At 71.9% G+C, this 23,577-nt stretch carries 23 protein-coding genes and 1 riboswitch; of the genes, 5 read left to right on the top strand and 18 right to left on the bottom strand.

Annotation, left to right across the window (positions count from 1 at the left end; all coding sequences use genetic code 11):
- Positions 1-108 precede the first annotated feature (108 nt).
- The 4 genes from ligA to P8A18_RS24635 are packed head-to-tail and all read right to left on the bottom strand — an operon-like array spanning position 109 to position 4,680.
- On the bottom strand, positions 109-2,337 hold the full coding sequence (gene ligA, locus P8A18_RS24650; RefSeq protein ID WP_306057713.1) for an NAD-dependent DNA ligase LigA: 2,229 nt from the start codon (positions 2,335-2,337) through the stop codon (positions 109-111).
- Positions 2,338-2,367: 30 nt separating this feature from the next.
- The gene (locus P8A18_RS24645; protein WP_306057711.1) at positions 2,368-3,393 is read right to left on the bottom strand and encodes a methionine synthase; all 1,026 of its coding nucleotides are present in this window, start codon (positions 3,391-3,393) and stop codon (positions 2,368-2,370) included.
- 29 nt (positions 3,394-3,422) lie between these two features.
- Complete coding sequence (locus P8A18_RS24640; RefSeq protein ID WP_306057709.1) at positions 3,423-4,112, bottom strand: SDR family oxidoreductase; 690 nt, start codon at positions 4,110-4,112, stop codon at positions 3,423-3,425.
- Between the two features lie 28 nt (positions 4,113-4,140).
- The gene (locus P8A18_RS24635; protein WP_306057707.1) at positions 4,141-4,680 is read right to left on the bottom strand and encodes an LOG family protein; all 540 of its coding nucleotides are present in this window, start codon (positions 4,678-4,680) and stop codon (positions 4,141-4,143) included.
- A gap of 77 nt (positions 4,681-4,757) precedes the next feature.
- Between P8A18_RS24635 and P8A18_RS24630 the strand changes: the two genes are divergently transcribed.
- Together P8A18_RS24630 and P8A18_RS24625 are read left to right on the top strand one after the other, a co-directional pair.
- Positions 4,758-5,093 carry a DUF427 domain-containing protein gene (locus P8A18_RS24630; protein ID WP_306057706.1) on the top strand — a complete coding sequence of 112 codons (336 nt, stop codon included), beginning with the start codon at positions 4,758-4,760 and terminating at the stop codon, positions 5,091-5,093.
- Between the two features lie 66 nt (positions 5,094-5,159).
- On the top strand, positions 5,160-5,960 hold the full coding sequence (locus P8A18_RS24625) for an alpha/beta fold hydrolase (RefSeq protein ID WP_306057704.1): 801 nt from the start codon (positions 5,160-5,162) through the stop codon (positions 5,958-5,960).
- 223 nt (positions 5,961-6,183) lie between these two features.
- Here P8A18_RS24625 and mnmA read toward each other — a convergent pair whose 3' ends face one another.
- A complete protein-coding gene (gene mnmA, locus P8A18_RS24620; protein WP_306057702.1) occupies positions 6,184-7,323 on the bottom strand; it encodes a tRNA 2-thiouridine(34) synthase MnmA in 1,140 nt (379 codons plus the stop codon).
- A 61-nt stretch (positions 7,324-7,384) separates the two neighbouring features.
- On the opposite strand from mnmA, the gene P8A18_RS24615 reads away from it, so the two are divergent.
- The gene (locus P8A18_RS24615; RefSeq protein ID WP_306057700.1) at positions 7,385-8,065 is read left to right on the top strand and encodes an N-acetylmuramoyl-L-alanine amidase; all 681 of its coding nucleotides are present in this window, start codon (positions 7,385-7,387) and stop codon (positions 8,063-8,065) included.
- Between the two features lie 49 nt (positions 8,066-8,114).
- Here P8A18_RS24615 and P8A18_RS24610 read toward each other — a convergent pair whose 3' ends face one another.
- From P8A18_RS24610 to P8A18_RS24600, 3 genes are all read right to left on the bottom strand, one after another.
- Positions 8,115-9,284 carry a cysteine desulfurase family protein gene (locus tag P8A18_RS24610; RefSeq protein WP_306057698.1) on the bottom strand — a complete coding sequence of 390 codons (1,170 nt, stop codon included), beginning with the start codon at positions 9,282-9,284 and terminating at the stop codon, positions 8,115-8,117.
- A gap of 86 nt (positions 9,285-9,370) precedes the next feature.
- On the bottom strand, positions 9,371-9,703 hold the full coding sequence (locus tag P8A18_RS24605; protein WP_306057694.1) for a DUF4190 domain-containing protein: 333 nt from the start codon (positions 9,701-9,703) through the stop codon (positions 9,371-9,373).
- A 57-nt stretch (positions 9,704-9,760) separates the two neighbouring features.
- Positions 9,761-9,913, bottom strand: a complete 153-nt coding sequence (locus P8A18_RS24600; protein ID WP_018553198.1) for a hypothetical protein — start codon at positions 9,911-9,913, stop codon at positions 9,761-9,763.
- 136 nt (positions 9,914-10,049) lie between these two features.
- Here P8A18_RS24600 and P8A18_RS24595 point away from each other — a divergent pair, with 136 nt between their 5' ends.
- Entirely contained in the window at positions 10,050-10,715 is a 666-nt protein-coding gene (locus tag P8A18_RS24595; protein WP_306057692.1) for a TetR family transcriptional regulator, read from the top strand.
- 257 nt (positions 10,716-10,972) lie between these two features.
- Here P8A18_RS24595 and P8A18_RS24590 read toward each other — a convergent pair whose 3' ends face one another.
- The 10 genes from P8A18_RS24590 to P8A18_RS24545 form a co-directional block, all read right to left on the bottom strand.
- A complete protein-coding gene (locus tag P8A18_RS24590) occupies positions 10,973-11,842 on the bottom strand; it encodes a thioesterase family protein (RefSeq protein ID WP_306057689.1) in 870 nt (289 codons plus the stop codon).
- Between the two features lie 58 nt (positions 11,843-11,900).
- Positions 11,901-12,560: a trimeric intracellular cation channel family protein gene (locus P8A18_RS24585; protein WP_306057687.1), complete on the bottom strand. Its 660-nt coding sequence runs from the start codon at positions 12,558-12,560 to the stop codon at positions 11,901-11,903.
- Positions 12,561-12,578: 18 nt separating this feature from the next.
- Positions 12,579-13,673, bottom strand: a complete 1,095-nt coding sequence (locus P8A18_RS24580) for an ABC transporter ATP-binding protein (protein WP_306061121.1) — start codon at positions 13,671-13,673, stop codon at positions 12,579-12,581.
- Positions 13,674-13,720: 47 nt separating this feature from the next.
- A complete protein-coding gene (locus tag P8A18_RS24575) occupies positions 13,721-14,809 on the bottom strand; it encodes an ABC transporter ATP-binding protein (RefSeq protein WP_306057684.1) in 1,089 nt (362 codons plus the stop codon).
- On the bottom strand, positions 14,806-15,816 hold the full coding sequence (locus tag P8A18_RS24570; RefSeq protein WP_018553191.1) for an ABC transporter permease: 1,011 nt from the start codon (positions 15,814-15,816) through the stop codon (positions 14,806-14,808). The genes P8A18_RS24575 and P8A18_RS24570 overlap by 4 nt, the downstream gene beginning before the upstream one ends.
- A 144-nt stretch (positions 15,817-15,960) precedes the next feature.
- The gene (locus tag P8A18_RS24565; protein WP_306057681.1) at positions 15,961-17,727 is read right to left on the bottom strand and encodes an ABC transporter substrate-binding protein; all 1,767 of its coding nucleotides are present in this window, start codon (positions 17,725-17,727) and stop codon (positions 15,961-15,963) included.
- A 72-nt stretch (positions 17,728-17,799) separates the two neighbouring features.
- Positions 17,800-18,798, bottom strand: coding sequence for an ABC transporter permease (locus tag P8A18_RS24560; protein WP_018553189.1), 999 nt, complete (start codon positions 18,796-18,798; stop codon positions 17,800-17,802).
- A 629-nt stretch (positions 18,799-19,427) separates the two neighbouring features.
- A complete protein-coding gene (locus P8A18_RS24555) occupies positions 19,428-20,210 on the bottom strand; it encodes an enhanced serine sensitivity protein SseB C-terminal domain-containing protein (RefSeq protein WP_306057678.1) in 783 nt (260 codons plus the stop codon).
- Positions 20,211-20,384: 174 nt separating this feature from the next.
- Positions 20,385-21,179, bottom strand: coding sequence for an enhanced serine sensitivity protein SseB (locus P8A18_RS24550; protein ID WP_306057677.1), 795 nt, complete (start codon positions 21,177-21,179; stop codon positions 20,385-20,387).
- Between the two features lie 114 nt (positions 21,180-21,293).
- On the bottom strand, positions 21,294-21,977 hold the full coding sequence (locus tag P8A18_RS24545; protein ID WP_306057675.1) for an AAA family ATPase: 684 nt from the start codon (positions 21,975-21,977) through the stop codon (positions 21,294-21,296).
- 183 nt (positions 21,978-22,160) lie between these two features.
- Positions 22,161-22,254: riboswitch (glycine riboswitch) on the top strand.
- 145 nt (positions 22,255-22,399) lie between these two features.
- Between P8A18_RS24545 and gcvT the strand changes: the two genes are divergently transcribed.
- Positions 22,400-23,515: a glycine cleavage system aminomethyltransferase GcvT gene (gene gcvT, locus P8A18_RS24540; protein ID WP_306057673.1), complete on the top strand. Its 1,116-nt coding sequence runs from the start codon at positions 22,400-22,402 to the stop codon at positions 23,513-23,515.
- Positions 23,516-23,577 lie beyond the last annotated feature (62 nt).

Below are 23,577 nucleotides of genomic sequence, written 5' to 3'. Positions count from 1 at the left end.
AGGCTTCTGCGGGCAGCGGTCTGCCGCTCTTGCCCAAATGCGAACCGACTGTTCGTCAGCATCTGCTATGCGCTGATCGGGTGACGTGGACGGTGCGTCGGCGACCCTTCACTCTCCGGGTGCGGCGTCCTCCTCCGGCGCGGGCTCCGCGGCCCGGCCCTCGGCCGGGACCGCTGCCTCGCGGGCCGCGTCCGGGCCCTGGTCGAGCAGCACGGCGAAGCCGGTCTCGTCCAGCACGGGGACCTTCAGCTGCACCGCCTTGTCGTACTTGGAGCCGGGGTTGTCGCCGACCACGACGAAGGCGGTCTTCTTCGAGACGGAACCGGTGACCTTCGCGCCCCGGCTCTGGAGGGCCTCTTTCGCGCCGTCCCTGGTGTGGCCGGTCAATGTGCCCGTGACGACGACGGTGAGCCCTTCGAGCGGCCGGGGCCCCTCGTCCTCGCCGGCCCCCTCGTCCTCCATCCGGACTCCGGCCTCGCGCCACTTGCGCAGGATCTCGCGGTGCCAGTCCTCGGCGAACCACTGCTTGACCGAGGCGGCGATGATCGGCCCGACCCCGTCCGCGTCGGCGAGCTCCTGCTCGGTGGCCTCCTCGATGCGGTCGATGGACCGGAACTGACGGGCCAGCTCACGGGCGGCGACCGGGCCGACGTGGCGGATGGAGAGCCCGGTGAGGACGCGGGCCAGCGGGGCCTGCTTGGCGGCGGCGATGGCGTCCAGCATGGCGAGGGCGTTCTTCTTGGGCTCGCCCTGCTGGTTGGCGAAGACCAGGGCCGTCTTCTCCTCGCCGGTCTTCGGGTCGCGCTTGGGCAGCCCGCTGTCCTGGTCGAGGACGTAGGCCCGGATCGGCAGCAGCTCCTCCACGGTCAGCCCGAAGAGGTCCCCCTCGTCGCGCAGCGGCGGCTCGGCGGGCTCCAGCGGCCGGGTGAGGGCCGCGGCGACCACGTATCCGAAGTGGTCGATGTCCAGGCACTTGCGGCCGGCGAGGTAGGAGACGCGCTCGCGCAGCTGGGCCGGGCAGGAGCGGGCGTTGGGGCAGCGGACGTCGACGTCCGCCTCCTTCATGGGCTTCAGCTCCTTCCCGCACTCGGGGCAGTGGGTCGGCATGACGAACGCCTGCTCCGTGCCGTCGCGGAGGTCGACGACGGGCCCGAGGATCTCCGGGATGACGTCACCGGCCTTGCGGAGCACCACCGTGTCGCCGATGAGCACGCCCTTGGCGCGGACCACGTTCTGGTTGTGGAGGGTGGCGAACTCGACCTCGGAGCCGGCCACCACGACCGGCTCGACCTGGGCGTACGGGGTGACGCGGCCGGTGCGGCCGACGCCGACGCGGATGTTGACCAGCTTGGTGTTGACCTCCTCCGGGGCGTACTTCCAGGCGATGGCCCAGCGCGGGGCGCGCGAGGTGGAGCCCAGCCGGCCCTGGAGCGGGATCTCGTCCAGCTTGACGACGACGCCGTCGATCTCGTGTTCCACGGAGTGCCGGTGCTCGCCGAAGTACGCGATGAACTCCCGTACGCCGGCGAGGGAGTCGACCACCTTGTTGTACTTGGCGGTGGGCAGGCCCCACTCGCGCAGCAGCTCGTAGGCGTGCGAGAGGCAGTCGATGTCGAAGCCCTCGCGGGCGCCGATGCCGTGCACCACCATGTGCAGCGGGCGGGTGGCGGTGACCTTGGGGTCCTTCTGGCGCAGCGAACCGGCCGCCGCGTTGCGCGGGTTGGCGAAGGGCTTGTCGTCGGCCTCGACCAGCCGGGCGTTCAGCTCCTCGAACCCTTCCATCGGGAAGAAGACCTCGCCGCGGATCTCGACCAGCGGCGGGATCCGGTCGCCCTTCAGCCGGTGCGGGATGTCGGCGATGGTGCGGACGTTGGGCGTGATGTCCTCGCCGGTGCGGCCGTCGCCGCGGGTCGCCGCCCGCGTCAGCACGCCGTTCTCGTAGGTGAGGTTGACGGCGAGGCCGTCGATCTTCAGCTCGCACAGGAAGTGGTAGCCGGGGCGGCCCACGTCACGGGCGACGCGCTCGCCCCAGGCGGACAGCTCCTCGTCGTCGAAGGCGTTGTCCAGGGAGAGCATCGGCTCGCGGTGCTCGACGGAGGTGAACTGCGTGCGGTAGGGGCCGGCGACCTTCTGGGTCGGCGAGTCGGGCGAGCGCAGCGAGGGGTGGGCCTCCTCCAGTCCCTCCAGCTCGCGCATCAGCCGGTCGAACTCGGCGTCGCTGACGACCGGCTGGTCGTTCACGTAATACCGGAAGCGGTGCTCCTCGATCTGTTCCGCGAGGAGATCGTGCCGATCCCGCGCCTCCACTGGCACCGCTGTCTGCTCTTCGCCGGCCATCGTCCCGTCCTCCCGTTACCCAACGCCCCGTTACTCAGGGTTGTCCGCAAGCGATTTGGCGGCCCGGCCGCAATGGGCGAGCGCGGCCCGTGCGTACGCGGGCGACGCGCCCGCGAGACCGCACGAGGGGGTGACCGTCACGGACTCGGTCAGAGTCCCCGGATTCAGCCCCAGCCTGCGCCACAGCGTCCTGACACCCATGACGCTACCGCCCGGGTCCGACAATTGGCCCGAGGCCGGGTCGGTGCCCGGCACCACCCCGAGGAACAGCCGGGTGCCGCCCTCGACGGCTTCCCCGACCGCCTCCTCCTCACGCTCGGTGAGAAGGGAGAAGTCGAACGAGATCCCGCCCGCCCCGGCCCGGCGCAGCAGCGCGAACGGCACCTCGGGGGCGCAGGTGTGCACGAGCGTCGCGGCCCCGCCCGCCGCGGCCAGCACCTCGCGCAGGGTGTCCTCCACGACCTGGCGGTCCACGGCCCGGTAGGTGCGGTAGCCGCTCGCGGTCCTGACCCGGCCGCGCAGCACCGCGGTGAGGGAGGGTTCGTCCAGCTGGAGGGCGAGGCGCGCGCCCGGCACCCGGCGCCGGACCTCGGCGAGGTGGCCGCGCAGCCCCTCGGCGAGCGACTCCGCCAGGTCGCGGCAGGCGCCGGGGTCGCCGAGGAACGCCTCGCCGCCCCGGCGTTCCAGGGCGGCGGCCAGGGTCCAGGGCCCGACGGCCTGCACCTTGAGCGGGCCCTCGTAGCCCTGGGTGAACTCCTCCAGGGCGTCCAGGTCCTCGCCGAGCCAGGACCTGGCCCGGCGGGTGTCGCGGCCCGGCCGGTCGCTGATCCGCCAGCCGCTCGGCTCGACGTGCCCGTAGATCTCGGCCAGCAGCCCGATGGTCCGCCCGATCATGTCCGCGCCGGGCCCGCGTCCGGGAAGTTCCGCCAGGTGCGGCATGCCCCGGCCGTCCGCGAAGGAGCCGGTGACGGTCTTCGCCGCCTCCCGTGCGTCCCCTCCGGGCATCGAACCGATCCCGGTGGCCGGGCAGTCCCTGAACTCGCTCTTCTCGCTCACGCGGGAAGCCTACGGGCGTGCCCCGGGGGTCAGCGGCCGGGGCGCACGGTGAGGTCGTTGACCTCGGCGTCGCGGGGCAGGTCGAGCGCCATCAGGATCGTGGTGGCGACGGACTCGGGGTCGATCCAGCGGGCGGGGTCGTACTCCTTGCCCTCCTGCTGGTGGACCCTGGCCTGCATGGGGCTGGCGGTGCGGCCGGGGTACACGGACGTGACCCGGACGCCGTTGCCGTGCTCCTCGTGGCGCAGCGAGTCGGCGAGCGCCTTCAGCCCGTGCTTGCTCGCGGCGTAGGCGCTCCACTCGGGGCTCGCGGAGAGCCCGGCGCCGGAGTTGACGAACAGGACGTGCCCCTGGGCGACGCGCAGCTGGGGCAGCAGGAGGCGGGTCAGCTCGGCGGGCGAGACGAGGTTGGCGTTGAGCTGGAGGTGCCAGGCCTTGGGCGTGAGTTCGCCGACCCGGCCGAGTGCGACGACGCCCGCGATGTGCAGCAGCGAGTCGAGCCGGTCCGGCATCGGCTGCTGGGCGAAGGCCCAGGAGAGCCGGTCCGGGTTGGACAGGTCGCCGACGAGGGTGCGGGCACCGGGGTGGAGCGCGGCCAGCTCCTTGGCGCGGCCCGCGTCGCGGGCCAGGAGGAGGAGATCGTCCCCGCGCTCGGCGAGACGGCGGGCGACCGCTGCGCCGATGCCGGAGCCGGCACCGGTGATGAGGTGAGTGGACATGGCCCCATCGTCGCACCCGGCGCCCCGGTCACTGCAGGCCGGCCGACTCCTCCAGGTAGGCCAGGGCGCCGACCCCGTCCTCGGCGAAGAAGACCAGCTCGGTCAGGGGCAGCGGCAGGAAGCCCTCGTCCTCCATCCGCCGGAACTGCTCGCGCAGCCCGTCGTAGAAGCCCGCGGTGTTGAGGAGGACGACCGGCTTGGTGTGCTTGCCGTGCTTCTTCAGCTCCAGGATCTCGGTGGCCTCGTCCAGCGTCCCGGTGCCGCCGACCATGATCACGACCGCGTCGGCCTTCTCCAGGAGGAGGGCCTTGCGCTCGGCGAGGTCGCGCGCGATGACCATCTCGTCGGCCCCGGTCCGCGCCTTGGCCGCCAGGAAGTCGACCGAAACCCCGACGAGCTTCCCGCCCGCCTCCTCCACGCCGTCGGCGACGACCTTCATCAGCCCGCTCTCCGAGCCGCCCCAGACCAGGGTGTGGCCGCCGCGGCCGATCAGCTCGGCGAATTCACGGGCGGGCACGGTGTAGCGGTCGGGAAGGTCGGCGGCGGAGAGGAAGACGCAGATGTTCATGGCTGCCACGGTAGAGCCCGCCGCCGGCGGACCGGCAACCGGGGAAGAATCCCGCCCCGGGGACGGCTGAGAGAGATATGACTGCCACCCGAGGACACCACATCACCGTCGAGCCCGGCACCGAGCATGTGCGCGTGGTCCGCGACGGTCTGCTGCTCGCCGAGAGCCGGCGCCCGCTCGTCCTGCGCGAGACGGGCTGTCCGGTCCGCTACTACCTGCCGCCCGAGGACGTCCGTACGGAGTTGCTGACGCCTTCGGACACCCGCACGCACTGCCCGTTCAAGGGGGACGCCTCGTACTGGTCGCTGCCGGGTGCGGCCGATCTGGTCTGGGCGTACGAGGAGCCGAAGGCCGAAGTGGAGGCGATCAAGGACCACTTCTGCTTCTACGACACCGAGCTGGTCGCCCGCTGACGCTTCGTCAATAAGTCTTTCCCCGGGCGCCGATGAGTTTTCGGCGGCCCGGCGGTCCACCCTCCCATGGACACGATTCCCTCTCGCGACGGCACTCCCCTCGCCTACCGGCGCCGGGGCGACGGGCCGCCGGTGATCCTGGTGGGCGGGGCGCTGGCCACTGCGGACACCGAAGCCCCGCTCGCCCGGCTGCTCGCGCCGCGCTTCCAGGTCGTCACGTACGACCGGCGCGGCCGGGGCGCCAGCGGCGACGGGGCGCGGTACGCGGTGGAACGCGAGATCGAGGACCTGGCGGCGCTGGCCGCCGTGACGGGCGGCTCGCCCTCGGTGTTCGGTGTCGGGGCGGGCGGCGCGCTGGCCCTGGAGGCGCAGGCCGCCGGGCTGGGCGCGGCCCGCCTCGCGGTGTACGAGCCGCCGTACACGCCGGGTCCTGACGGGCTGCTGCTCAAGGCCGACCGCACGGACCGGCTGCACCGGCTGCTGGCCGCCGGGGACCGGGGCGGGGCTGTGGAGCTGTTCCTGACGGTCACCGGGGTCCCGGCCGGCCTGGTCGCCAGGATGCGGAGGGCGCCGCTGTGGCGGACCCTGGAATCCGTGGCGCACACACTGGCCTACGACGACGCGGTGCTGGGCGACGGCTCGGTGCCGGCCGCCCGGTTCGCCCCGGTCAGGGCGCGGACCCTGGTGGTCTGCGGCGGCGCCGGTCCGGCGAGCCCGTGGACGGCGACCCGGCAGCTGGCGGACGCGTTGCCCCGGGGCCGCCACCGCACGCTGACGGGCCAGACCCGCGAGCCGGCACCCCAGGTGGTCGCCCCGGTGCTGGCGGAGTTCTTCGGCCGTGAGGTGTACGTCCGCCAGGCGTCCTGACGGGCGCCGGCGGGACCGGGGGGCCGTGGGCTCCCCGCACGGCCACGCCCGTACTGGGGTCGGGCGCGGCCGTGCGGGGTCCGGGTGTGCCGGGTCCTCGCGGGGTCAGGGGCGCAGGGCGGTGGGCTGGGCGGTCGGGCGCATCGCGGCGTCCGTGCCGCCGTCGACGTACAGCCGAGCCGGGGGCCGGGCACGCGTTTCGCCGCAGCCCCCGGCAGCGCCCTCACCGCTCAGTCAGGAGGCGGGTGCCCCCGCCGTCTCCCGTCGTCGCGATCGTCGCGGAGCCGACCACGCGCGTGCCGTCGTAGAGCACGACCGCCTGGCCGGGGGCCACGCCCCGTACCGGCTCGGTGAACGTGACGCGCAGGGTGCCGTCGGTCAGCTCGGCGCTCACCTCGGTCTCGCCGCCGTGGGCGCGCAGCTGGGCGGTGTACGTCCCCGGGCCGGAGGGCGGGGTGCCGCACCAGCGGGGCTTGATCGCGGTGAGCGCGGTGACGTCGAGGGCCTCGACCGGGCCGACGGTCACCGTGTTGTTCACCGGGGAGATGTCCAGGACGTAGCGCGGCTTGCCGTCGGGGGCCGGGTGGCCGATGCGCAGGCCCTTGCGCTGGCCGATGGTGAAGCCGAAGGCGCCCTCGTGGGTGCCGAGCTTCGCACCGGACTCGTCCAGGATGTCGCCCTCGGCCCGGCCGCCGAGGCGGTCCGCGAGGAAGCCCTGTGTGTCACCGTCGGCGATGAAGCAGATGTCGTGGCTGTCGGGCTTCTTGGCGACGGCCAGGCCCCGGCGCTCGGCCTCGGCGCGGATCTCGTCCTTGGTGGTGAGGGTGTCGCCGAGCGGGAACATCGCGTGGGCGAGCTGGCGCTCGTCCAGGACGCCGAGCACATAGCTCTGGTCCTTGGCCATGTCCGACGCGCGGTGCAGCTCGCGGCTGCCGTCGGCGCCGGGGACCACCGTGGCGTAGTGGCCGGTGCACACCGCGTCGAAGCCGAGCGCGAGGGCCTTGTCCAGCAGCGCGGCGAACTTGATCTTCTCGTTGCAGCGCAGGCACGGGTTGGGGGTGCGGCCCGCCTCGTACTCGGCGACGAAGTCCTCCACGACGTCCTCGCGGAAGCGTTCCGCCAGGTCCCAGACGTAGAAGGGGATGCCGATGACGTCCGCGGCGCGGCGGGCGTCCCGGGAGTCCTCGATCGTGCAACAGCCGCGGGCGCCGGTCCGGAAGGACTGCGGGTTCGCGGAGAGGGCGAGGTGCACACCGGTCACGTCGTGGCCCGCCTCGGCGGCACGGGCCGCGGCGACGGCGGAGTCGACACCGCCCGACATGGCGGCGAGCACACGGAGGGGGCGCTGGGGAGTCTCAGTCATAGCTCCCCCAGGGTACGTGGGGGCGGGAACCGAAAGCTCGCGGATAAGCGTTGTCCCTGACATGGGGACCAAGGGGACGGCGGGATCCGGCACCGGGACCGGCATCAGCCGGCGCTCGGTGCTGATCGGCGGCGCCGTCACGGCCGTCGGTACGGCGGCGCTGGCGCGGGATCCGCTTAAGCGGGCCTGGTGGCGGCTGCCCGGCGTGGAGAAGCCGCGCACACCCGGCGCCGTGGACTACGCGCGGGCCGAGTGGGCGGCCGCCTCCGAGGCCAACTGGCGTCGCGCCGACCGCCCCGACGACTACGGCATCGACCGCGTGGTCATCCATGTCACGCAGGGCAGTTTCAGCAGCGCGGTCCGCGCCTTCCAGGACCCGGGACACCGGGCGGCCGCCCATTACGTGGTGCGCAAGGACGGCCATGTGACGCAGATGATCCGCGAGCTGGACGTGGCGTTCCACGCGGGCAACCGCTCGTACAACGAACGCAGCGTGGGCATCGAGCACGAGGGCTTCGTGGAGCGCCCCCAGGACTTCACCGCCGCGATGTACGGGGCGTCCGCCCGGCTCACCGCGGCGATCTGCGGGCGGTACGGGATTCCGGTGGACCGCGAGCACATCATCGGGCACGTGGAGGTGCCGGGGGCCGACCACACGGACCCGGGCCGGGGCTGGGACTGGGACCGCTACCTGAAGCTGGTCCGGCGCGCGGCCACGGCGCCCGCGTCGGAGAAGGCGTAGACCGGCGAGAAGACGGTGGAGCGGACGGCGGGCGTGGAGCGGACAGGCCTTAGCTGAGCCCTGCCGTCCTGGCCCGTGCGACCGCCGGGCCGATCGCCTGGGCCACGTCCTCGACGTCCTGCTTGGTGGAGGTGTGGCCGAGCGAGAAGCGCAGGGTGCCCCGGGCCAGGTCCGGGTCGGTGCCGGTGGCGAGCAGGACGTGGCTGGGCTGGGCGATCCCGGCGGTGCAGGCTGAGCCGGTCGAGCACTCGATGCCCTGCGCGTCGAGCAGCAGCAGGAGCGAGTCGCCCTCGCAGCCGGGGAAGGTGAAGTGCGCGTTGGCCGGCAGCCGCCCGCCGGGGGCCGGGTCGCCGCCCAGCAGGGCGTCGGGGACCTGTGCCAGGACGGCGTCGGCCAGCTGGTCGCGGAGCCCGCCGATCTCCCGGGCGAAGTCCTCGCGCCGGTCGGCGGCGAGCCGTCCGGCGACGGCGAACGCGGTGATGCCGGGCACGTCCAGGGTGCCGGAGCGGACATGGCGCTCCTGCCCGCCGCCGTGCAGGACGGGCACGGGGGTGTATTCGCGGCCCAGCAGCAGCGCGCCGACGCCGGTCGGGCCGCCGATCTTGTGCGCGCTCACCGTCATGGCGGCCAGCCCGGAGGCGGCGAAGTCCACATCGAGCTGCCCGAAGGCCTGCACCGCGTCCGCGTGCATCGGTACGTCGAACTCGCGGGCCACCGCCGCCAGTTCGCGTACCGGCAGGACGGTGCCGATCTCGTTGTTGGCCCACATCACGGTGATCAGCGCAAGGTCGTCGGGGTCGCGCAGGACCGCCTCGCGCAGCACCTCGGGGTGGACGCGCCCGTAGGTGTCGACGGGGAGGTATTCGACGTTCGCGCCCTCGTGGGTGGCGAGCCAGTCGACCGCGTCGAGCACCGCGTGGTGCTCGACGGGGCTGGCCAGGACCCGGGTGCGGCGGGGGTCGGCGTCGCGGCGGGCCCAGTACAGGCCCTTCACCGCGAGGTTGTCCGACTCGGTGCCGCCGGAGGTGAAGACCACCTCGCTGGGGCGAGCGCCGAGGGCGTCGGCGAGGGATTCCCGGGACTCCTCGACGGTACGGCGGGCCAGGCGCCCGGCGGCGTGGAGTGAGGACGCGTTGCCGGTGACGGCGAGCTGGGCGGTCAGCGCCGCGATCGCCTCCGGGAGCATCGGCGTGGTCGCGGCGTGGTCGAGGTAAGCCATGGTGGGCTCGATTCTACGAGCCCGCGGTGGGGGTGCGCCGGGCGCATGGGGTCCCGGGGCCGCGCGCCGCGGCGCGGCGGCGCCGGTCAGCCGCCGAAGTCCCAGGTGACGACGCCGTTTCCGGTGACCAGGAAGGCCAGGACCACCAGGTCGGCGACGCCGAGCGCGAGGCCGAGGAAGGCGCGGCCGCGCCGGGCGGTGGAACGGGCCAGGGCGACGAGCGCCATGACGATGGCCGCGGGGCCGAGCAGGATGTTCATCACCAGCAGCCCGACGAGGCCCAGCACGAAGGAGGCGACGGCGAGCCCGTCGGCGTCCCGGGTGGAACGCGGCGCGGGCGCGGGGCCGGCCCCGGTCCCGCTCTCGGTCCCGGTCCCGCTCGCGGATGTGGTGCGACGGGCGTACGCGGTGTGCGTCATGGTGCGGACTCCTTCGGGCATGGGGCGGTACGGGACGGTACGGATCGGGGGCTGCCGTCACTGCGAGCGGCGGGTCCGCTCGCGTACGGCGAAGACGAGCAGCCAGCAGCCGATCAGCGCCCCGAGGACGAGCGTCAGCGGGAGAGGGATCTGGGCCACCGCGCCGAGCACGATCCCCAGCAGGAGCAGGGCGGCGACGAGGACGATCATGTGCGGCCTTTCCGTGTGCGCGTGCGAGCCGGACCATGCGGAGAGCGACAGTTCGGAGTACGAGTGTTCACTGACTCATGAGTCTAAACCCGCGAGACCCTTCCCCGCCCCGGAGAACAGTTGTTTACTGAATGGTGTGAGTCACACCGTCGGCACCCGCCAGAGCCAGAAGCTGAAGACGCGCCAGGCGCTGCTGGACGCCGCGCTCGTCCTGCTGGAACACCAGAGCCTGAGCAGCCTGGGCCTGCGCGAGGTGACCCGGGCGGTGGGCATCACCCCCACCGCCTTCTACCGGCACTTCGAGAGCGTCCCCGCGCTCGGCGTATCCCTGGTCGAACAGACGCTGGGCAGCCTGCACGGCATGATCGGCGCGATACTCGCCGAGACGGGCGACAGTGAGGTCCGGCTGGACCGGAGCGTGGACCTGATCACCCGTCATGTGCGGGAGCAGCCCGCCCACTTCCGGTTCATCGCCCGCGAGCAGCACGGCGGGGTCGGCCCGGTCCGCGAGGCCATCGCGGCCCAGCTCCGGCTGTTCGCCGACGAGGTGGCGGCGGCCCTCGCGACGGAACCGGAGTCCCGGGGCTGGGCCGACGAGGACCTCCAGATGCTGGGCGGCCTGTACGTGGACCACATGGTGCTCACGGCGTCCGCGATGCTGGACGCGGGCCCGGACGGCGCCGCGCGGGTCGCCCGCGTCGCCCGGCGCCGCCTCCGCCTGGTCACGCTCGGCGCCCTGCACTGGCTGGACGACGAACCCGCGCCGCAGAGCCAGGGCGACCCCGCGCCGCAGAAGAGCTAGCGCCCTTCGCGCAGCGCCACGACCGCCGCCGCGCGGGCGGCCGGCACCGCGCAGCGCCGGGCCGATCGCCTCGTCGAGGCAGAGCGCGGCGCGGGATGGTGCGTACGGCGACGTCGGGGCGCTCGGCCGGCTCGGTGGCGGGGACCGGACGGCGGGGCTGGAGCAGCAGCGGGATCGGGAGCAGCCGGCCGGATTTCACCGCACCGGCACCCCCCGGACCACCGCCGCCGCCGTGGCAGCCGCGCGGGGCCGCCGCGTCAGCTGCGCGGGGCGCGGGCCAGCTGGCGGGACTGGGCGACCAGGCGGTCGGCGCTGTCCCAGACGTCCGCGTCCTCCTCCAGGAAGCCGCCCGCCAGGTTGCGGGTGGTGATGGAGACGCGGAGCGGTCCGGGGGCCGGGCGGCAGCGGATGTGGGTGGTGAGTTCGATGGTCGGGGTCCAGCCCTTGAGCCCCAGCTCGAACGAGGTCGGCGGCAGCGCGTCCACGGTGAGCAGCAGGGAGAGCGGGTCGGGGTCACGGCCGTCGGCCAGGCCGAACCAGCCGCGCATCTCGCCCTTACCGGAGGGCTGTCCGATCGCCCAGCCGATGGTCGCCGGGTCGAGCTTGATGTCGAGCCGCTCGGTGATGGCGGAGCTGCCCGGGATGGGGGCGGGGCCGTCGCTGGGGCCGAGGCAGTGCTCGCGCGGCGGGATGGCCGGGGGCTTGGCGGCGGTGCGGACGTCGTCGGTGAGCGCGTCCAGGTCGCCGTAGGTGGCGAGGACCCGGATGCGCTCGACCTCGGTGCCGTCCTCGGCGTACTGGAAGAGGGACGCCTGCCCGGTGGACAGGGTGCGGCCGGTGCGGACGGTCTCGGTGCGGATCACGGCGGGGCCGGGCACGGACGCGGTCAGGTAGTGCGCGGAGACGGTGAAGGGGTCCGCGTGCGGCAGGGCCTCGCCGAGGGCGCGGCCGAGCATCGCCAGCAGATAGCCGCCGTTGACCGCGTGGATGATCGTCCAGCCGGCCGAGAGCTCGGCGTCGTAGACGCCCTCTTCGCGGAGCGTGACGGTGGTGTCCCGGTCGAACTCGCTGTTCCCGATGGTTGCCCGCGCGGTCTGCGCCGCCGCCTGGTCTGCTGCCTGTGCCATGAAAAGCACCGTACACCGATTGAATTACCAGCCGGTAGCTTTTTGTTTCAGGAGGCCGTCACGCCTCGTCCGCCCGCGCCGAGCGCCGGTTGTAGGCGCGCGGGGCCCGCCAGTGGAAGCGGAGTGCCAGCAGCCGCAGCGCGAACGCGGTGATCACCGCCGCACCGCTGGTCAGGGTGTTGAGCGTGCCGAAGCGGATGCAGAGCGCGATCATGGTGGCCCCGACGATGGCGGGCACCGCGTACAGGTCACGGTCCCAGCGCAGCAGCGAGGGCACCTCGTTGGCCAGCACGTCCCGCAGCACGCCGCCGCCGACCGCGGTGGCCAGGCCCAGCGCCGCCGACGAGGTGAGGCCGAGGCCGTAGTCGTACGCCTTCACCGTGCCGGTGACGCAGAACAGGCCGAGACCGGCGGCGTCGAAGACGTTGACGCCGACCTGGATGCGCTCCACGTGCGGGTGCAGGAAGAAGACCAGGCCGGCGGCGAGCAGCGGGGTGGTGAAGTAACCCAGGTCCGTGAAGGCGGCCGGCGGCACCGCGCCGATGACCAGATCACGGAACAGCCCTCCGCCCAGCGCGGTCACCTCGGCGAGCACCGCGATGCCGAAGACATCGAAGTTCTTGCGTACGGCGAGCAGAGCGCCGGAGATCGCGAAGACGAAGATCCCGGCGATGTCGAGCGCATGCTGGACGGAGGGCGTGAACAGTTCGTTGAGCACCGGGCAATTGTGCCCGTACTACTCCTTCGGGCCGTCCTGGGGCGAATCCGGGGCCTCGGCGAGCACCTGCTGCCCGGGGGCCTGGTCCGGCGCGTTCTCCGGGTGGTGGCAGGCGACCTGGTGGCCGGTCCCCAGCGTGAGGAGCGGCGGTTCCTGCGTCTTGCAGATGTCCGTGGCCTTCCAGCACCGGGTGTGGAACCGGCAGCCGGAGGGCGGCGAGATCGGCGAGGGCACATCGCCCTTGAGCAGGATGCGCTCGCTCTTGAGCCCCCGGCGGCGCGGGTCCGGCACCGGCACCGCGGACATCAGGGCCTTGGTGTACGGGTGCATCGGCGCCGAGTACAGCGACTTGCGGTCGGCCAGCTCGACCACCTTGCCCAGGTACATCACCGCGATCCGGTCCGAGACATGGCGGATGACCGAGAGGTCGTGCGCGATGATCACGTAGGTGAGCCCCAGCTCGGACTGGAGGTCGTCCAGCAGGTTCACCACCTGCGCCTGGATCGACACGTCCAGCGCGGAGACCGGCTCGTCGGCGACGACCAGCTTGGGGCGCAGGGCGAGCGCGCGGGCGATGCCGATGCGCTGGCGCTGCCCGCCGGAGAACTCGTGCGGGTAGCGGTTGTAGTGCTCGGGGCTGAGCCCGACCAGCGACAGCAGCTCCTGCACGTGGTTCTTGAGGCCGCCCTCGGGCTCGACCTTCTGGAGCCGGAAGGGCGCGCTGACGATCGTGCCGATGGTGTGGCGCGGGTTCAGCGAGGAGTACGGGTCCTGGAAGATCATCTGGACGTCGCGGCGCATCGGCCGCATCTGCCCCATGGACAGGTGCGTGATGTCGCGGCCCTCGAACTCGACCTTGCCGCCGGTCGGTTCGATCAGCCGGGTGATGAGCCGGCCCATCGTGGACTTGCCGCAGCCGGACTCGCCGACGACGCCCAGGGTCTCCCCCGGGTACACCTCGAAGTCGATGCCGTCGACGGCCTTGACCGCCCCGGCCTGCCGCTGGAAGAGGCCCTTGCGGATCGGGAAGTGCTTGACCAGCCCCTCGACCCTGAGCAGCGGCTCGCGCGGGCCGGTGGGCTGCTCCGGGATCTTCGCGTCCTTCTGCAGCACCGGGGCGTCCTTCTTCTCGCTCACACCGCTCACCTCACTCGCCTCGCTCACAGCTTCGGCGCAATCTCTTCGGTCCAGATCCGGGTCCGCTCCTCCGGCGCCATGTGGCAGGCCGAGAAGTGGCCGTCGCCGACCGGCTCCAGCTCGGGACGCGTCGTGCGGGTGAGGTTGTCCTTGGGGATGTCCGCGTACGGGCAGCGCGGGTTGAAGGCGCAGCCGTCGGGGACGTTGATCAGCGACGGCGGCTGGCCCTTGACGGGGATCAGCCGCTCGGTCTCCTCGCGGTCGATGCGCGGCATCGAGGTGAGCAGGCCCCAGGTGTACGGGTGCTGGGCCTCGTAGAAGACCTTCTCCGCCGGGCCGCGCTCCACGCACCGGCCGCCGTACATCACGAGCAGGTCGTCGGCCATCTCGGCGACGACGCCCAGGTCGTGGGTGATCATGATGACGGCGGAGCCGAACTCCTTCTGCAGGTCCCGGATCAGGTCCAGGATCTGCGCCTGGACGGTGACGTCCAGGGCGGTGGTCGGCTCGTCGGCGATGAGCAGCTCCGGGTTGTTGACCAGGGCCATCGCGATCATCGCGCGCTGACGCATGCCGCCGGAGAACTCGTGCGGGTAGGCGTCGGCCCGCTTGTGCGGCTCGGGGATGCCGACCCGGTCCAGCATCTCGACGGCCCGGGTGCGGGCGGTCTTCCTGCTGACCTTGTTGTGGACCCGGTACGCCTCCACGATCTGCGCGCCGACCGTGAAGTACGGGTGCATCGCGGACAGCGGGTCCTGGAAGATCATGGCCATCTTGCGGCCGCGCAGCTCGCGCACCCGGTCGTCGGAGGCACCGAGCAGCTCCTCGCCGTCCAGCAGGACCTCGCCGGAGATGCGGGCGTTGGGGGCGGTGCGGTGCAGGCCGAGGATGCCGAGCGAGGTGACGGACTTGCCAGAGCCGGACTCGCCGACGATGCCCAGGGTCCGGCCCGGCTTCACGTCGAAGCTGACGCCGTCGACCGACTTGACCAGGCCGTCGTCGGTCTGGAAGTGGATACGCAGATCCCGTACGGAGAGGAAGGCCTCGTCGTCGCCGGCGCCCGGTGCGGGCGGCTGCCCGTCCGGCGTCGCGGTCTTGGAAAGCTCGGTCACGAGAGCCTCACCCTGGGGTCGATGGCGGCGTACACCAGATCCACCAGCAGATTGCAGATGACGATGAAGAAGGCGGCGACGAGCGTCACGCCCATGACGATCGGGAGGTCGTTCTCCTGCACGCTCTTGATGGCGTACTGGCCCATCCCGGGGAAGGAGAACACGGTCTCGGTGATGACGGCGCCACCGATCAGCAGGCCGAAGTCCATGCCGAAGATGGTCACGATCGGAGTGAGCGCGGCCCGCAGACCGTGCTTGCCGATGACCCGGCTCTCCCTGAGGCCCTTGGCGCGGGCCGTACGGATGTAGTCCTCCCCCATCGTCTCCAGCATCCCGGCTCTGGTGATGCGGGCGTAGAGCGCGGAGTAGAGGAAGGCCAGCGAGCACCACGGGACGATCAGGTTCCAGGCCCAGTCCAGCGGGCTGTCCGTGAAGGGGACGTAGTTGATGCCCTCCCAGACGGGCCACTGCACGGTGAACACACCCAGGGCCAGCATTCCGGTGAAGAAGATCGGCAGGGAGACACCGGCGAGCGCGACGCCCATGAAGAAGCGGTCCAGGAGCGAACCCCGCTTGAGCGCGGAGACGACACCGATCGCCACCCCGCTGAGCAGCCAGATCACGGCCGCGCCGACGGCCAGCGAGAAGGTGACCGGGATACGCGCGGTCAGCTCGGGCCAGACCTCGATGTGGTTCTTGAAGGAGTAGCCGAAGCACGGCACGCCGCAGTGCGAGACCTCGGGACCGAAGGTGAAGTCGGCGCCGACGAAGATCTGCTTGAGGAAGTGCCAGTACTGGAGGTACAGCGGCTGGTCCAGGCCGAGGTTCTCCTTGACCGCTTGGATGGACAGCGGGTTGGCGTCCTTGCCCACGTACTGGGCTGCCAGTTGATCCATCGTCTGCCCGGCGATCCGGGGGACGAGGAAGAAGATCGCGAAGGTGACTGCGCTGACGATCAGCAGCAGCAGCACCGCGCCGAAGACGCGTCGGATGATGTACGCAGCCACAGCTATCCGGCGCCGGTCTCCGCTCGCCGGGGGTGACCCCGGAGGTCGGACACCGTGCCTTCACCTGCCTTTCGGGACAAATCTGGGGGGTCGGGGCCATTCCCCGGGCCGTGCGTGCGCACGGCCCGGGGAGCGGGACCGTTCCTACTTGGCGGAGCCCATCAGCACGTAGTCGTACATGCCGAGGTAGGCCTGGGTGACCGTGACGTTCGTCGCGGAGACCGGGCGCAGCAGCAGGTTCTTGCGGTAGATCAGCGGCACCATGGTGCCGCCTTCGGCGACCGCCTTGTCGATCTCGCCCCACGTCTTCTCACGGGCGGCGGCGTCGGTGTTGGCGATGCCCTCGTCGAGCATCTTGTTGATCTTCGGGTCGTTCAGTTCGGCGATGTTGTTACCACCGGACGGCTTGATGGCCGAGCCGTTGATGATCTGGTCCAGGAAGCCGAAGCCGGTCGGCCAGTCCGCGCCCCAGGCCATCATGATCATGCCGAGCTTGTTGGAGTGCACGTAGCTGGGGTTGCCCGCGAAGTTCTGGAAGTACTTGCCGGCCGGGAAGCTCTTGATGTCGGCGTTGATGCCGATCTTCTTGAGCGAGGCCTGCACCGCGGTGACCATGGCCATCTCGGCGGGGCGGTCGGAGCGGGCCGAGATCTTGGTGTCGAAGCCGTTCGGGTGGCCGCACTGCTTCAGCTCGTCCTTGGCCTTCGCCTCGTCGCCCTTGTGGCCGGCGGACTCGTACAGGTCGAACTTGGTGTAGCCGTTGACGGTCGGCGGCAGCAGCGTGGTGGCGACGTCACCCTTGGGGTCGCCGCCCTGCGCGGCCTGGACCGACGCCTTGTCGATGCCCCACTGCACGGCCTTGCGGCAGTGGACGTTGTCGAACGGCTTCACGTTGACGTTCAGACCGAGGTACGAGGTGGCGCCCGCGTACGAGTTGTCGGTCTGCTTCTTCAGGTTCGGCTTGGTCAGCACGTCCGGCTGGGTCGCCGGGGCGACACCGGTGCCGGCACCGTCGACGGTGATGTTGTCGGCGATGAGGTTGCTGTCGACCGTCTCCTGCTTGACCTTGAAGCGGAGCGTGACCTTGTCCGGCAGGGCCGGGCGGATCGGGTCGGTCTTCTTGTCCCAGTTCGGGTTGCGCACGAGGGTCGCGCCGCGGCCGGCGTCGTACGACTCGAACTTGTACGGGCCCGAGGAGACGATGTGCTTGACGTAGTCGGCGCCCTTGTCCTTCGCGGCCGGCACGGGGGCCGTCTGCGAGTAGGTCGCCAGGTAGTCGAAGTCCGCGAAGGCGTCCTTCAGCTTGAAGACGATCGTGGAGTCGTCCGGCGTCTCGATGGAGGCGATGCCGTCCGGGTTCTTGTCCTTGTACGGACCCTTGTACTTGTCGCCGCCCGCGAGGTGGGCCTTGAAGTACGTCGGGCCGTTGGACAGGGCCTCCGGCGCGAAGTTGGAGCGCTCGACGGCGTACTTGACGTCCTTCGAGGTGATCGGGGTCCCGTCCTCGAACTTGAGCCCCTTCTTCAGCGTGTACGTCCACGTCTTCGCGTCGGCGCTCGGCTTGCCGAGGCCCTCCGCGAGGTCCGGGACGATCTCCAGGCCGTCCTTGCCGGCAGCCGGCTTGAACGCCGTCAGGGTCCGGCCGTACAGGCGGGAGATGTTCTGCACCCAGCCGTAGTACGTGTTGCCCGGGTCGAGGGAGTCGGGCTCGTCCGACATCTCGATCTTGACGGTGCCACCCGCCTTGTCCGACGGGTTGACGATCGACGTCAGCGCGGCGTCAGTGGCACCCGAGCCGCCGTTGCCGCCCTTGCCGCCGCCGTTGTCGTCCTTGGAGCCGTTGCACGCGGACGCTCCCAGCATCAGGACCACAGCTGTGGCGACCACCGCTGTCGTTTTTCTGGTCTTCACCTGAGGACATTCCCCTCAATCGATGGTTGCCGTGACTTGTCGCCCGCCGTGGTGGCGAGCGCCCGGACTCTCCTACTTGCTACGGGGGTCGAGGGCATCACGCAGCCCGTCTCCCAGCAGGTTGAACGCCAGGACCGTGACGAAGATGGCCACGCCCGGCACGATCATGTACATCGGGTCGTTCCGGTAGAAGTCGATCGCGTTGGTGAGCATCCCGCCCCAGGAGGCCTGCGGCGGCGCGATACCGACACCGAGATAGCTGAGCCCCGCCTCGAAGAGGATGTTCGAGGGGATGAGCAGCGTGGAGTACACGAGGATGGGCGCCACCAGGTTCGGCAGCAGCTCCCGGAAGAGGATGAAGGGCCCGCGGGCGCCCAACGACCGCGCCGCTTCCACGAATTCGCGATTGCGCAGACTCATGGTCTGGGCGCGGACGATGCGGCCCATGTACGGCCAGCTGAAGAACCCGATCACGAAGATGAGGACCGCGATGCGCAGCGGCAGCCCCTCCAGGCCGAACGCCCCGTCCTGCAGCGCCGCCGAGATGGAGATCGCGAAGAGCAGCAGCGGGAAGGCGAGGAAGGTGTCCATCATGCGGCTGATGAGGGTGTCCACCCAGCCGCCGTAGAAGCCGGAGACGACGCCGAAGAAGACGCCGATCACGACGGAGAGCAGGGTCGCGCCGACGGCGACGACCAGGGAGACCCAGGAGCCCTCGATGACGCGGGTCATGATGTCCCGCCCGTACTGCGGCTCGACGCCCAGCGGGTGGCTCCAGCTGATGCCGCCCCAGTCGCCCTTGGGCGCGAGCAGCGCGGGGTCGATGAGTTCCTGGTGGAACTCGTTGGGGTCCAGACCGAAGAGGGCCTGGATCGGCTTGGAGAGCACGGCGAGCAGGACCAGCAGGATGACAACGATGCCGCCGGCCACCGCCACCTTGTCGCGCTTGAAGCGCGACCAGGCGATCTGTCCGAGCGAACGGCCCTCGATCTGGCTCTGCTTGACTCCCGTGAGTACTGCCTCCGGCTGCGCCTCGGCAGCCGGTCCGGTGGTCTCGATCGGTGCGGTCACAGTGCCTCTGACCCCTCCCGCCGGCGGTGGCCGGCCCCTACTCGCCGCGGTGACGGCCTGGCGCGTGTCAGCCGCGGCGCTCGATGCGGCTGAAGTGTTCGGTGTGGTGAACGCGTCGTAGTAAACGCGTTGATGCGTCCGCGAGATGTCCGCAGGGGCAACCCTGCACAAAAGACCGACGATCCTCACTAGGGCCTGTCCGGCGGATCCTCGTGGATCAGCCCGCGGCGTCTGGTGCGTGCTCTCGGCGTGCGCCCGGATCGCCCTCGTACTGGACGTACTTGGGTGATTCGGGCGTGCGGCGAGAGTGCGTGCCAGGCGTCGTGGGCCCGCGAGGATCCGCCGGGCAGGCCCTAGCGGGGAGTCTTCAATGCCGTCGTGATCACCCGCCAGACCTGACGGGGAATGTTTGCTCAACCGTGATGCGGTCAGCGGGCTTCCGTTATCCGGACAGTCCTGCCGAGTGAGCGGACCACTCGGCCGCTAATCCACCAGAACGGACATGACGCCCAACAGGCGTGATGGGGTGGCTATTTGGGCGGGCCCGGACGTGACTTGTCCGGTCGCGGCCGCCTTTGTCCGCTCATGGCGGGGCGGGGGCGGGGGTGGTGACGGGGCGGAGGGTCCGCTCAGTAGGCGTGCGGGGCCGGGCCCGGGGCCTGGGGGTATCCGTAGCCGGGCGCGGCGTGCGACTCGCGGTCGTAGAACGGCCGGGCGTTGGCGCGCAGCCACATCGTGACCGGGTCGTACTCGTCGGACATGGCGACCGTGGAGACGGGCAGCCCGTCCGGGACGGCGCCGACCGACTGCCGCATCATCGCGCGCACCGCGTCGACGGACGGCCGGCTCGTGTCGTACAGGTCGAGGCCGATGGCGAGGTACGGGACGCCGAGCGCGGGCTGCACCCAGGCGCGGCGCAGCGAGCGGATCGCGGGGGTGTGGTGGGCGTTCTGCGCGAGCTGGGCGTAGAACTGCGGGATCTCGACGGCGGGCTCGCTGATCCGCAGCGGCCCCGCGGGCATCCGGTCGAGGCCGGTGGCGATGCGGCGCAGGTCCAGCCAGGGGATGCCGACGCCGCCGCCGGGCGCGTGCGGGTTGAGCCAGATGCCCCAGTGGTCGGGGTAGAGGGTGCGGGCGATGTCGAGGCCGCCGACGACCTCGTGGTCCCGGTTCCAGCCGCTGGCGGACAGCTCCTGGCCGGAGGTGACGCAGGGGGCGTAGCCGAGGCCGTCGATCTCCATGTTGCCGTACTGGGCGTCGGGGGCGCCGGGGCGGCCGTGCCAGAGGAGCATCCAGACCCGGCCGGCCGCCAGGGCCTGGAGCAGTGCCTCGTACGCGTCGTAGCGGCCGGGCGTGACTTGGCGCAGCATGTGCTCCAACTGGCCCGCCGCCGCGGTGCCTGACGCACTCACCCTGGGTCCCGCCCCTCGTAGATCCTCTGTTTCGGCCTGCCGTCCCGGGGCACTCGGGTACGGCGCGGTGCCGTGTCGCCTGCCTTCGGCCACCGGACATCGGCCTTCAGCCATCAAACCAGCTTATGCGGCCGCACTGTCACCGGCTTGACGGCGCGGGCCGCGTGCCCTCGCTCATCCCGTGAAGGCGCCGGGCTCCGGCGCTCCGGCGCGGGTGTAGAAGGGCCGCACCCGTTCGAGCATCCAGTCGGCGACCGGGTCCTGCGCCACGTCGAGCAGCACGAGGTTGACCGGCCAGGGCACCTCGACGCGGCCCAGCGCCCGGCCCAGCGCGTCCATGGGGGCGCTCTGCCCGGCGCCCTCCCAGGTGGAGAACTCGACGCCGACGAAGAGGACGGGGTCGCCGCCCTCGATGCTGGCCAGAGCCCGGCGGGCGGTGCGCACGACGCCGCTCTCCTCGAACTCGCCGGCCGCCGCGGCCAGGAAGTCGACGGGCTCCTCCTTCCAGTCCGGCTCGTACAGCCGGACCCTGCCGCCGCCGGCCGGGCCGTCGAGCGGGGTTCGTCCGGACCTGCAGAGTTCGGCGACCGCGGGTGGAGGCAGTGGCATGCCGACGGCGCCGCCCGGGTTCACCGCGATGCCGAGCTGCGGGGGCAGACCGCGGGCGAAGTCGCGGGCCGGGGCCACGGCGAACGACATGTGCGCGCCGACGCAGGCGAGGAACTGCTGCTCGGAGCTGAACACGGGGACGTACGCGGCGCCGTCGATCTCCAGCGTGGGCAGGTCGAGGTCGCGGGATTCGGGCCCGCCGCCGCTCGGCAGGGGCACCCAGACGCTGCTGCGCCCGAGCACCTCCACGAGGCGGCCGCCCGCCTCCGGGACGCCGAGCGAGGCGCCCAGGACCTCTTCGAGTTCATTGGCCGGCCATCCGCCCTGCGGCTGGCTCCCCGCCTGTGCCGGAATGTCCACTGGTTCCCTCTCTCACCCCGATGCCGTGCAGCACGAGGTTAGGGCCTGTGCCGGGGCGCGCCGCCCCGTACCCCCCGCCGGGTGGCTACTGTCCGGCCTTTGGACGGTCCGTGCTCAGCCGTCGCTCTGTGCAGGTGCGAACGTGATCCGCGTCAGGAGCCGGGCCGCTTCGCGGTCCAGCAGCACGGCGGAGGCGCAGCCGCGCGGCAGCAGACCGGCCCCGGTGTCCCGCAGCAGCCGGCCCACCGCTCTGCGGTGCCGGGCGAAGGCGTATCCGGAGACGCCGCGTCCCCGCGCGCGCTGCCCCTCGCGGGCGGTCCGCGGGGTGACGTCGAGCAGGATCAGGTGCAGGGCGCGGCCGCGCCGGCGGGCGTGGCGGGCGAGCCGGGCGCGGACCCAGGCCTGGGTGCCGCAGTCGTGCACCACGGCGGAGGCCCCCGAGCGCAGCACCCGGCGCAGGCCCCAGTAGTGGGCGAGGCGGACGAGCGGGCGGTAGAGGAGGTAGGGCACCGCGCGGGGCAGCCGGGCCGCCCAGCGGTCCCGGGTGTCCTGGGAGTCGACGGCGCGGTCCGGGGCGGCGCGGGCGATCAGCGTGGACTTGCCGCTGCCGGGCAGTCCGGAGACCACCACGATGTCCCCGGCGGCGAAGCGCAGGCCGCGCGGGCCGCGCCCGGCCCGGCCGCGCAGATCCCGGACGACGGGTGCGCGTAACGCCGCCGCGCGGCGGGCGTGCGGGCCCGGCTGCGCGGGCAGCGCGTCGTCCGTGAGCCCTGCGGTCGTCGCGTACCGCAACGTCATCGCCTCCCCCTGCCGAACGGCCGACGCGTGCACGGCCGGTACCTACCCCGGAAGTGTAAAGAAAAGGTAATGCGACACAACCGCGCGACCCGCCGGAAGGCATCGGGAAACGGCATCGGTCCCGGCGCCCCGTTCACCCCGGACGCGTGCGATGATGACCCCGCCAACTGCATACAGGCCGCTTGAATCCGCGCGGGAGAGTTCCGGTCACCGTGCCGGGCGCCGAAGGAGCAAGATCCTCCCTTGAATCTCTCAGGCCCCGTACCGCGTGGATGAGGCAGATCTGAAAAGCGGGCCGCCCAGCGGCTCCACCCAAGGTGCAAGCCGAACCGAACCCCTGTGGGGTCTCTCGGCGAACCTCTCAGGTTCCGATGACAGATGGGGAGGATCGTCCTCGTCGTCATGCCCTGGGAGCCCCGTCCATGAGCACCACCCCTCGCCTCACCGCCCTCGATGCCCTGCATCGCTCGCTGGGCGCCACGATGACCGACTTCGCGGGCTGGGACATGCCGCTGCGCTACGCCAGTGAGCGCGACGAGCACAACGCCGTGCGGACGAGGGCCGGCCTCTTCGACCTCTCCCACATGGGCGAGATCACGGTCACCGGTCCCGGGGCCGTGGCGCTGCTGAACCACGCGCTGGTGGGCAACATCGGCACCGTCTCGGTGGGCCGGGCCCGCTACACGATGATCTGCGCCGAGGACGGCGGCATCCTGGACGACCTGATCGTGTACCGCCTCCAAGAGGAGGAGTACATGGTCGTCGCCAACGCCGGCAACGCGCAGCTCGTCCTCGACACGATCACCGAGCGCGCCGCCGGCTTCGACGCCGAGGTGCGCGACGACCGTGACGCGTACGCGCTGCTCGCCGTCCAGGGCCCCGAGTCCGCCGCGATCCTCGCCTCCGTGACCGACGCGGACCTGGACGGCCTGAAGTACTACGCCGGGCTGCCCGGCACGGTCGCCGGGGTGCCCGCGCTGATCGCCCGGACGGGCTACACCGGCGAGGACGGCTTCGAGCTGTTCGTCGCCCCCGCCCAGGCCGAGGAGCTGTGGAAGGCGCTCACCGGGGCCGGTGCCTCGCGCGGTCTGATCCCGTGCGGGCTCTCCTGCCGCGACACGCTGCGCCTGGAGGCGGGCATGCCGCTGTACGGGCACGAGCTGACGACCTCGCTGACCCCGTTCGACGCCGGGCTCGGCCGGATCGTGAAGTTCGAGAAGGAGGGCGACTTCGTCGGCCGCAAGGCGCTGGAGGCCGCCGCCGAGCGCGCCGAGACCGCCCCGCCCCGCAAGCTCGTCGGCCTGGTCGCCGAGGGCCGCCGGGTGCCGCGCGCCGGATTCCAGGTCGTCGCGGACGGCCAGGTCGTCGGCGAGGTCACCTCGGGCGCCCCGTCGCCCACCCTGGGCAAGCCGATCGCCATGGCGTACGTCGACGCCGCGCACGCCGCGCCGGGCACCACGGGTGTCGCCGTGGACATCCGGGGCACCCACGAGCCGTACGAGGTCGTGGCGCTCCCGTTCTACAAGCGCCAGAAGTAGAACCGTAGGACGCGCACCGGGCGCCGCCCGACGTGACGCAGTCCCGTCTCACACCGTAAGAC

It is taken from the genome of Streptomyces sp. Mut1, assembly GCF_030719295.1.
GTDB lineage: Bacteria > Actinomycetota > Actinomycetes > Streptomycetales > Streptomycetaceae > Streptomyces > Streptomyces castrisilvae.
The sequence above is the reverse complement of the archived record's forward strand: the minus strand, read 5'-3'. Positions and strand labels throughout refer to the sequence as shown.

Coding starts and splice junctions, on each gene's coding strand:
- P8A18_RS24630 (WP_306057706.1), top strand. CDS start 4,758: ATGACTGCCACCCGAGGACACCACATCACCGTCGAGCCCGGCACCGAG.
- P8A18_RS24545 (WP_306057675.1), bottom strand. CDS start 21,977: ATGACGTTGCGGTACGCGACGACCGCAGGGCTCACGGACGACGCGCTG.
- P8A18_RS24625 (WP_306057704.1), top strand. CDS start 5,160: ATGGACACGATTCCCTCTCGCGACGGCACTCCCCTCGCCTACCGGCGC.
- P8A18_RS24610 (WP_306057698.1), bottom strand. CDS start 9,284: ATGGCTTACCTCGACCACGCCGCGACCACGCCGATGCTCCCGGAGGCG.
- P8A18_RS24615 (WP_306057700.1), top strand. CDS start 7,385: ATGGGGACCAAGGGGACGGCGGGATCCGGCACCGGGACCGGCATCAGC.
- gcvT (WP_306057673.1), top strand. CDS start 22,400: ATGAGCACCACCCCTCGCCTCACCGCCCTCGATGCCCTGCATCGCTCG.
- P8A18_RS24600 (WP_018553198.1), bottom strand. CDS start 9,913: ATGATCGTCCTCGTCGCCGCCCTGCTCCTGCTGGGGATCGTGCTCGGC.
- P8A18_RS24640 (WP_306057709.1), bottom strand. CDS start 4,112: ATGTCCACTCACCTCATCACCGGTGCCGGCTCCGGCATCGGCGCAGCG.
- mnmA (WP_306057702.1), bottom strand. CDS start 7,323: ATGACTGAGACTCCCCAGCGCCCCCTCCGTGTGCTCGCCGCCATGTCG.
- ligA (WP_306057713.1), bottom strand. CDS start 2,337: ATGGCCGGCGAAGAGCAGACAGCGGTGCCAGTGGAGGCGCGGGATCGG.
- P8A18_RS24635 (WP_306057707.1), bottom strand. CDS start 4,680: ATGAACATCTGCGTCTTCCTCTCCGCCGCCGACCTTCCCGACCGCTAC.
- P8A18_RS24590 (WP_306057689.1), bottom strand. CDS start 11,842: ATGGCACAGGCAGCAGACCAGGCGGCGGCGCAGACCGCGCGGGCAACC.
- P8A18_RS24605 (WP_306057694.1), bottom strand. CDS start 9,703: ATGACGCACACCGCGTACGCCCGTCGCACCACATCCGCGAGCGGGACC.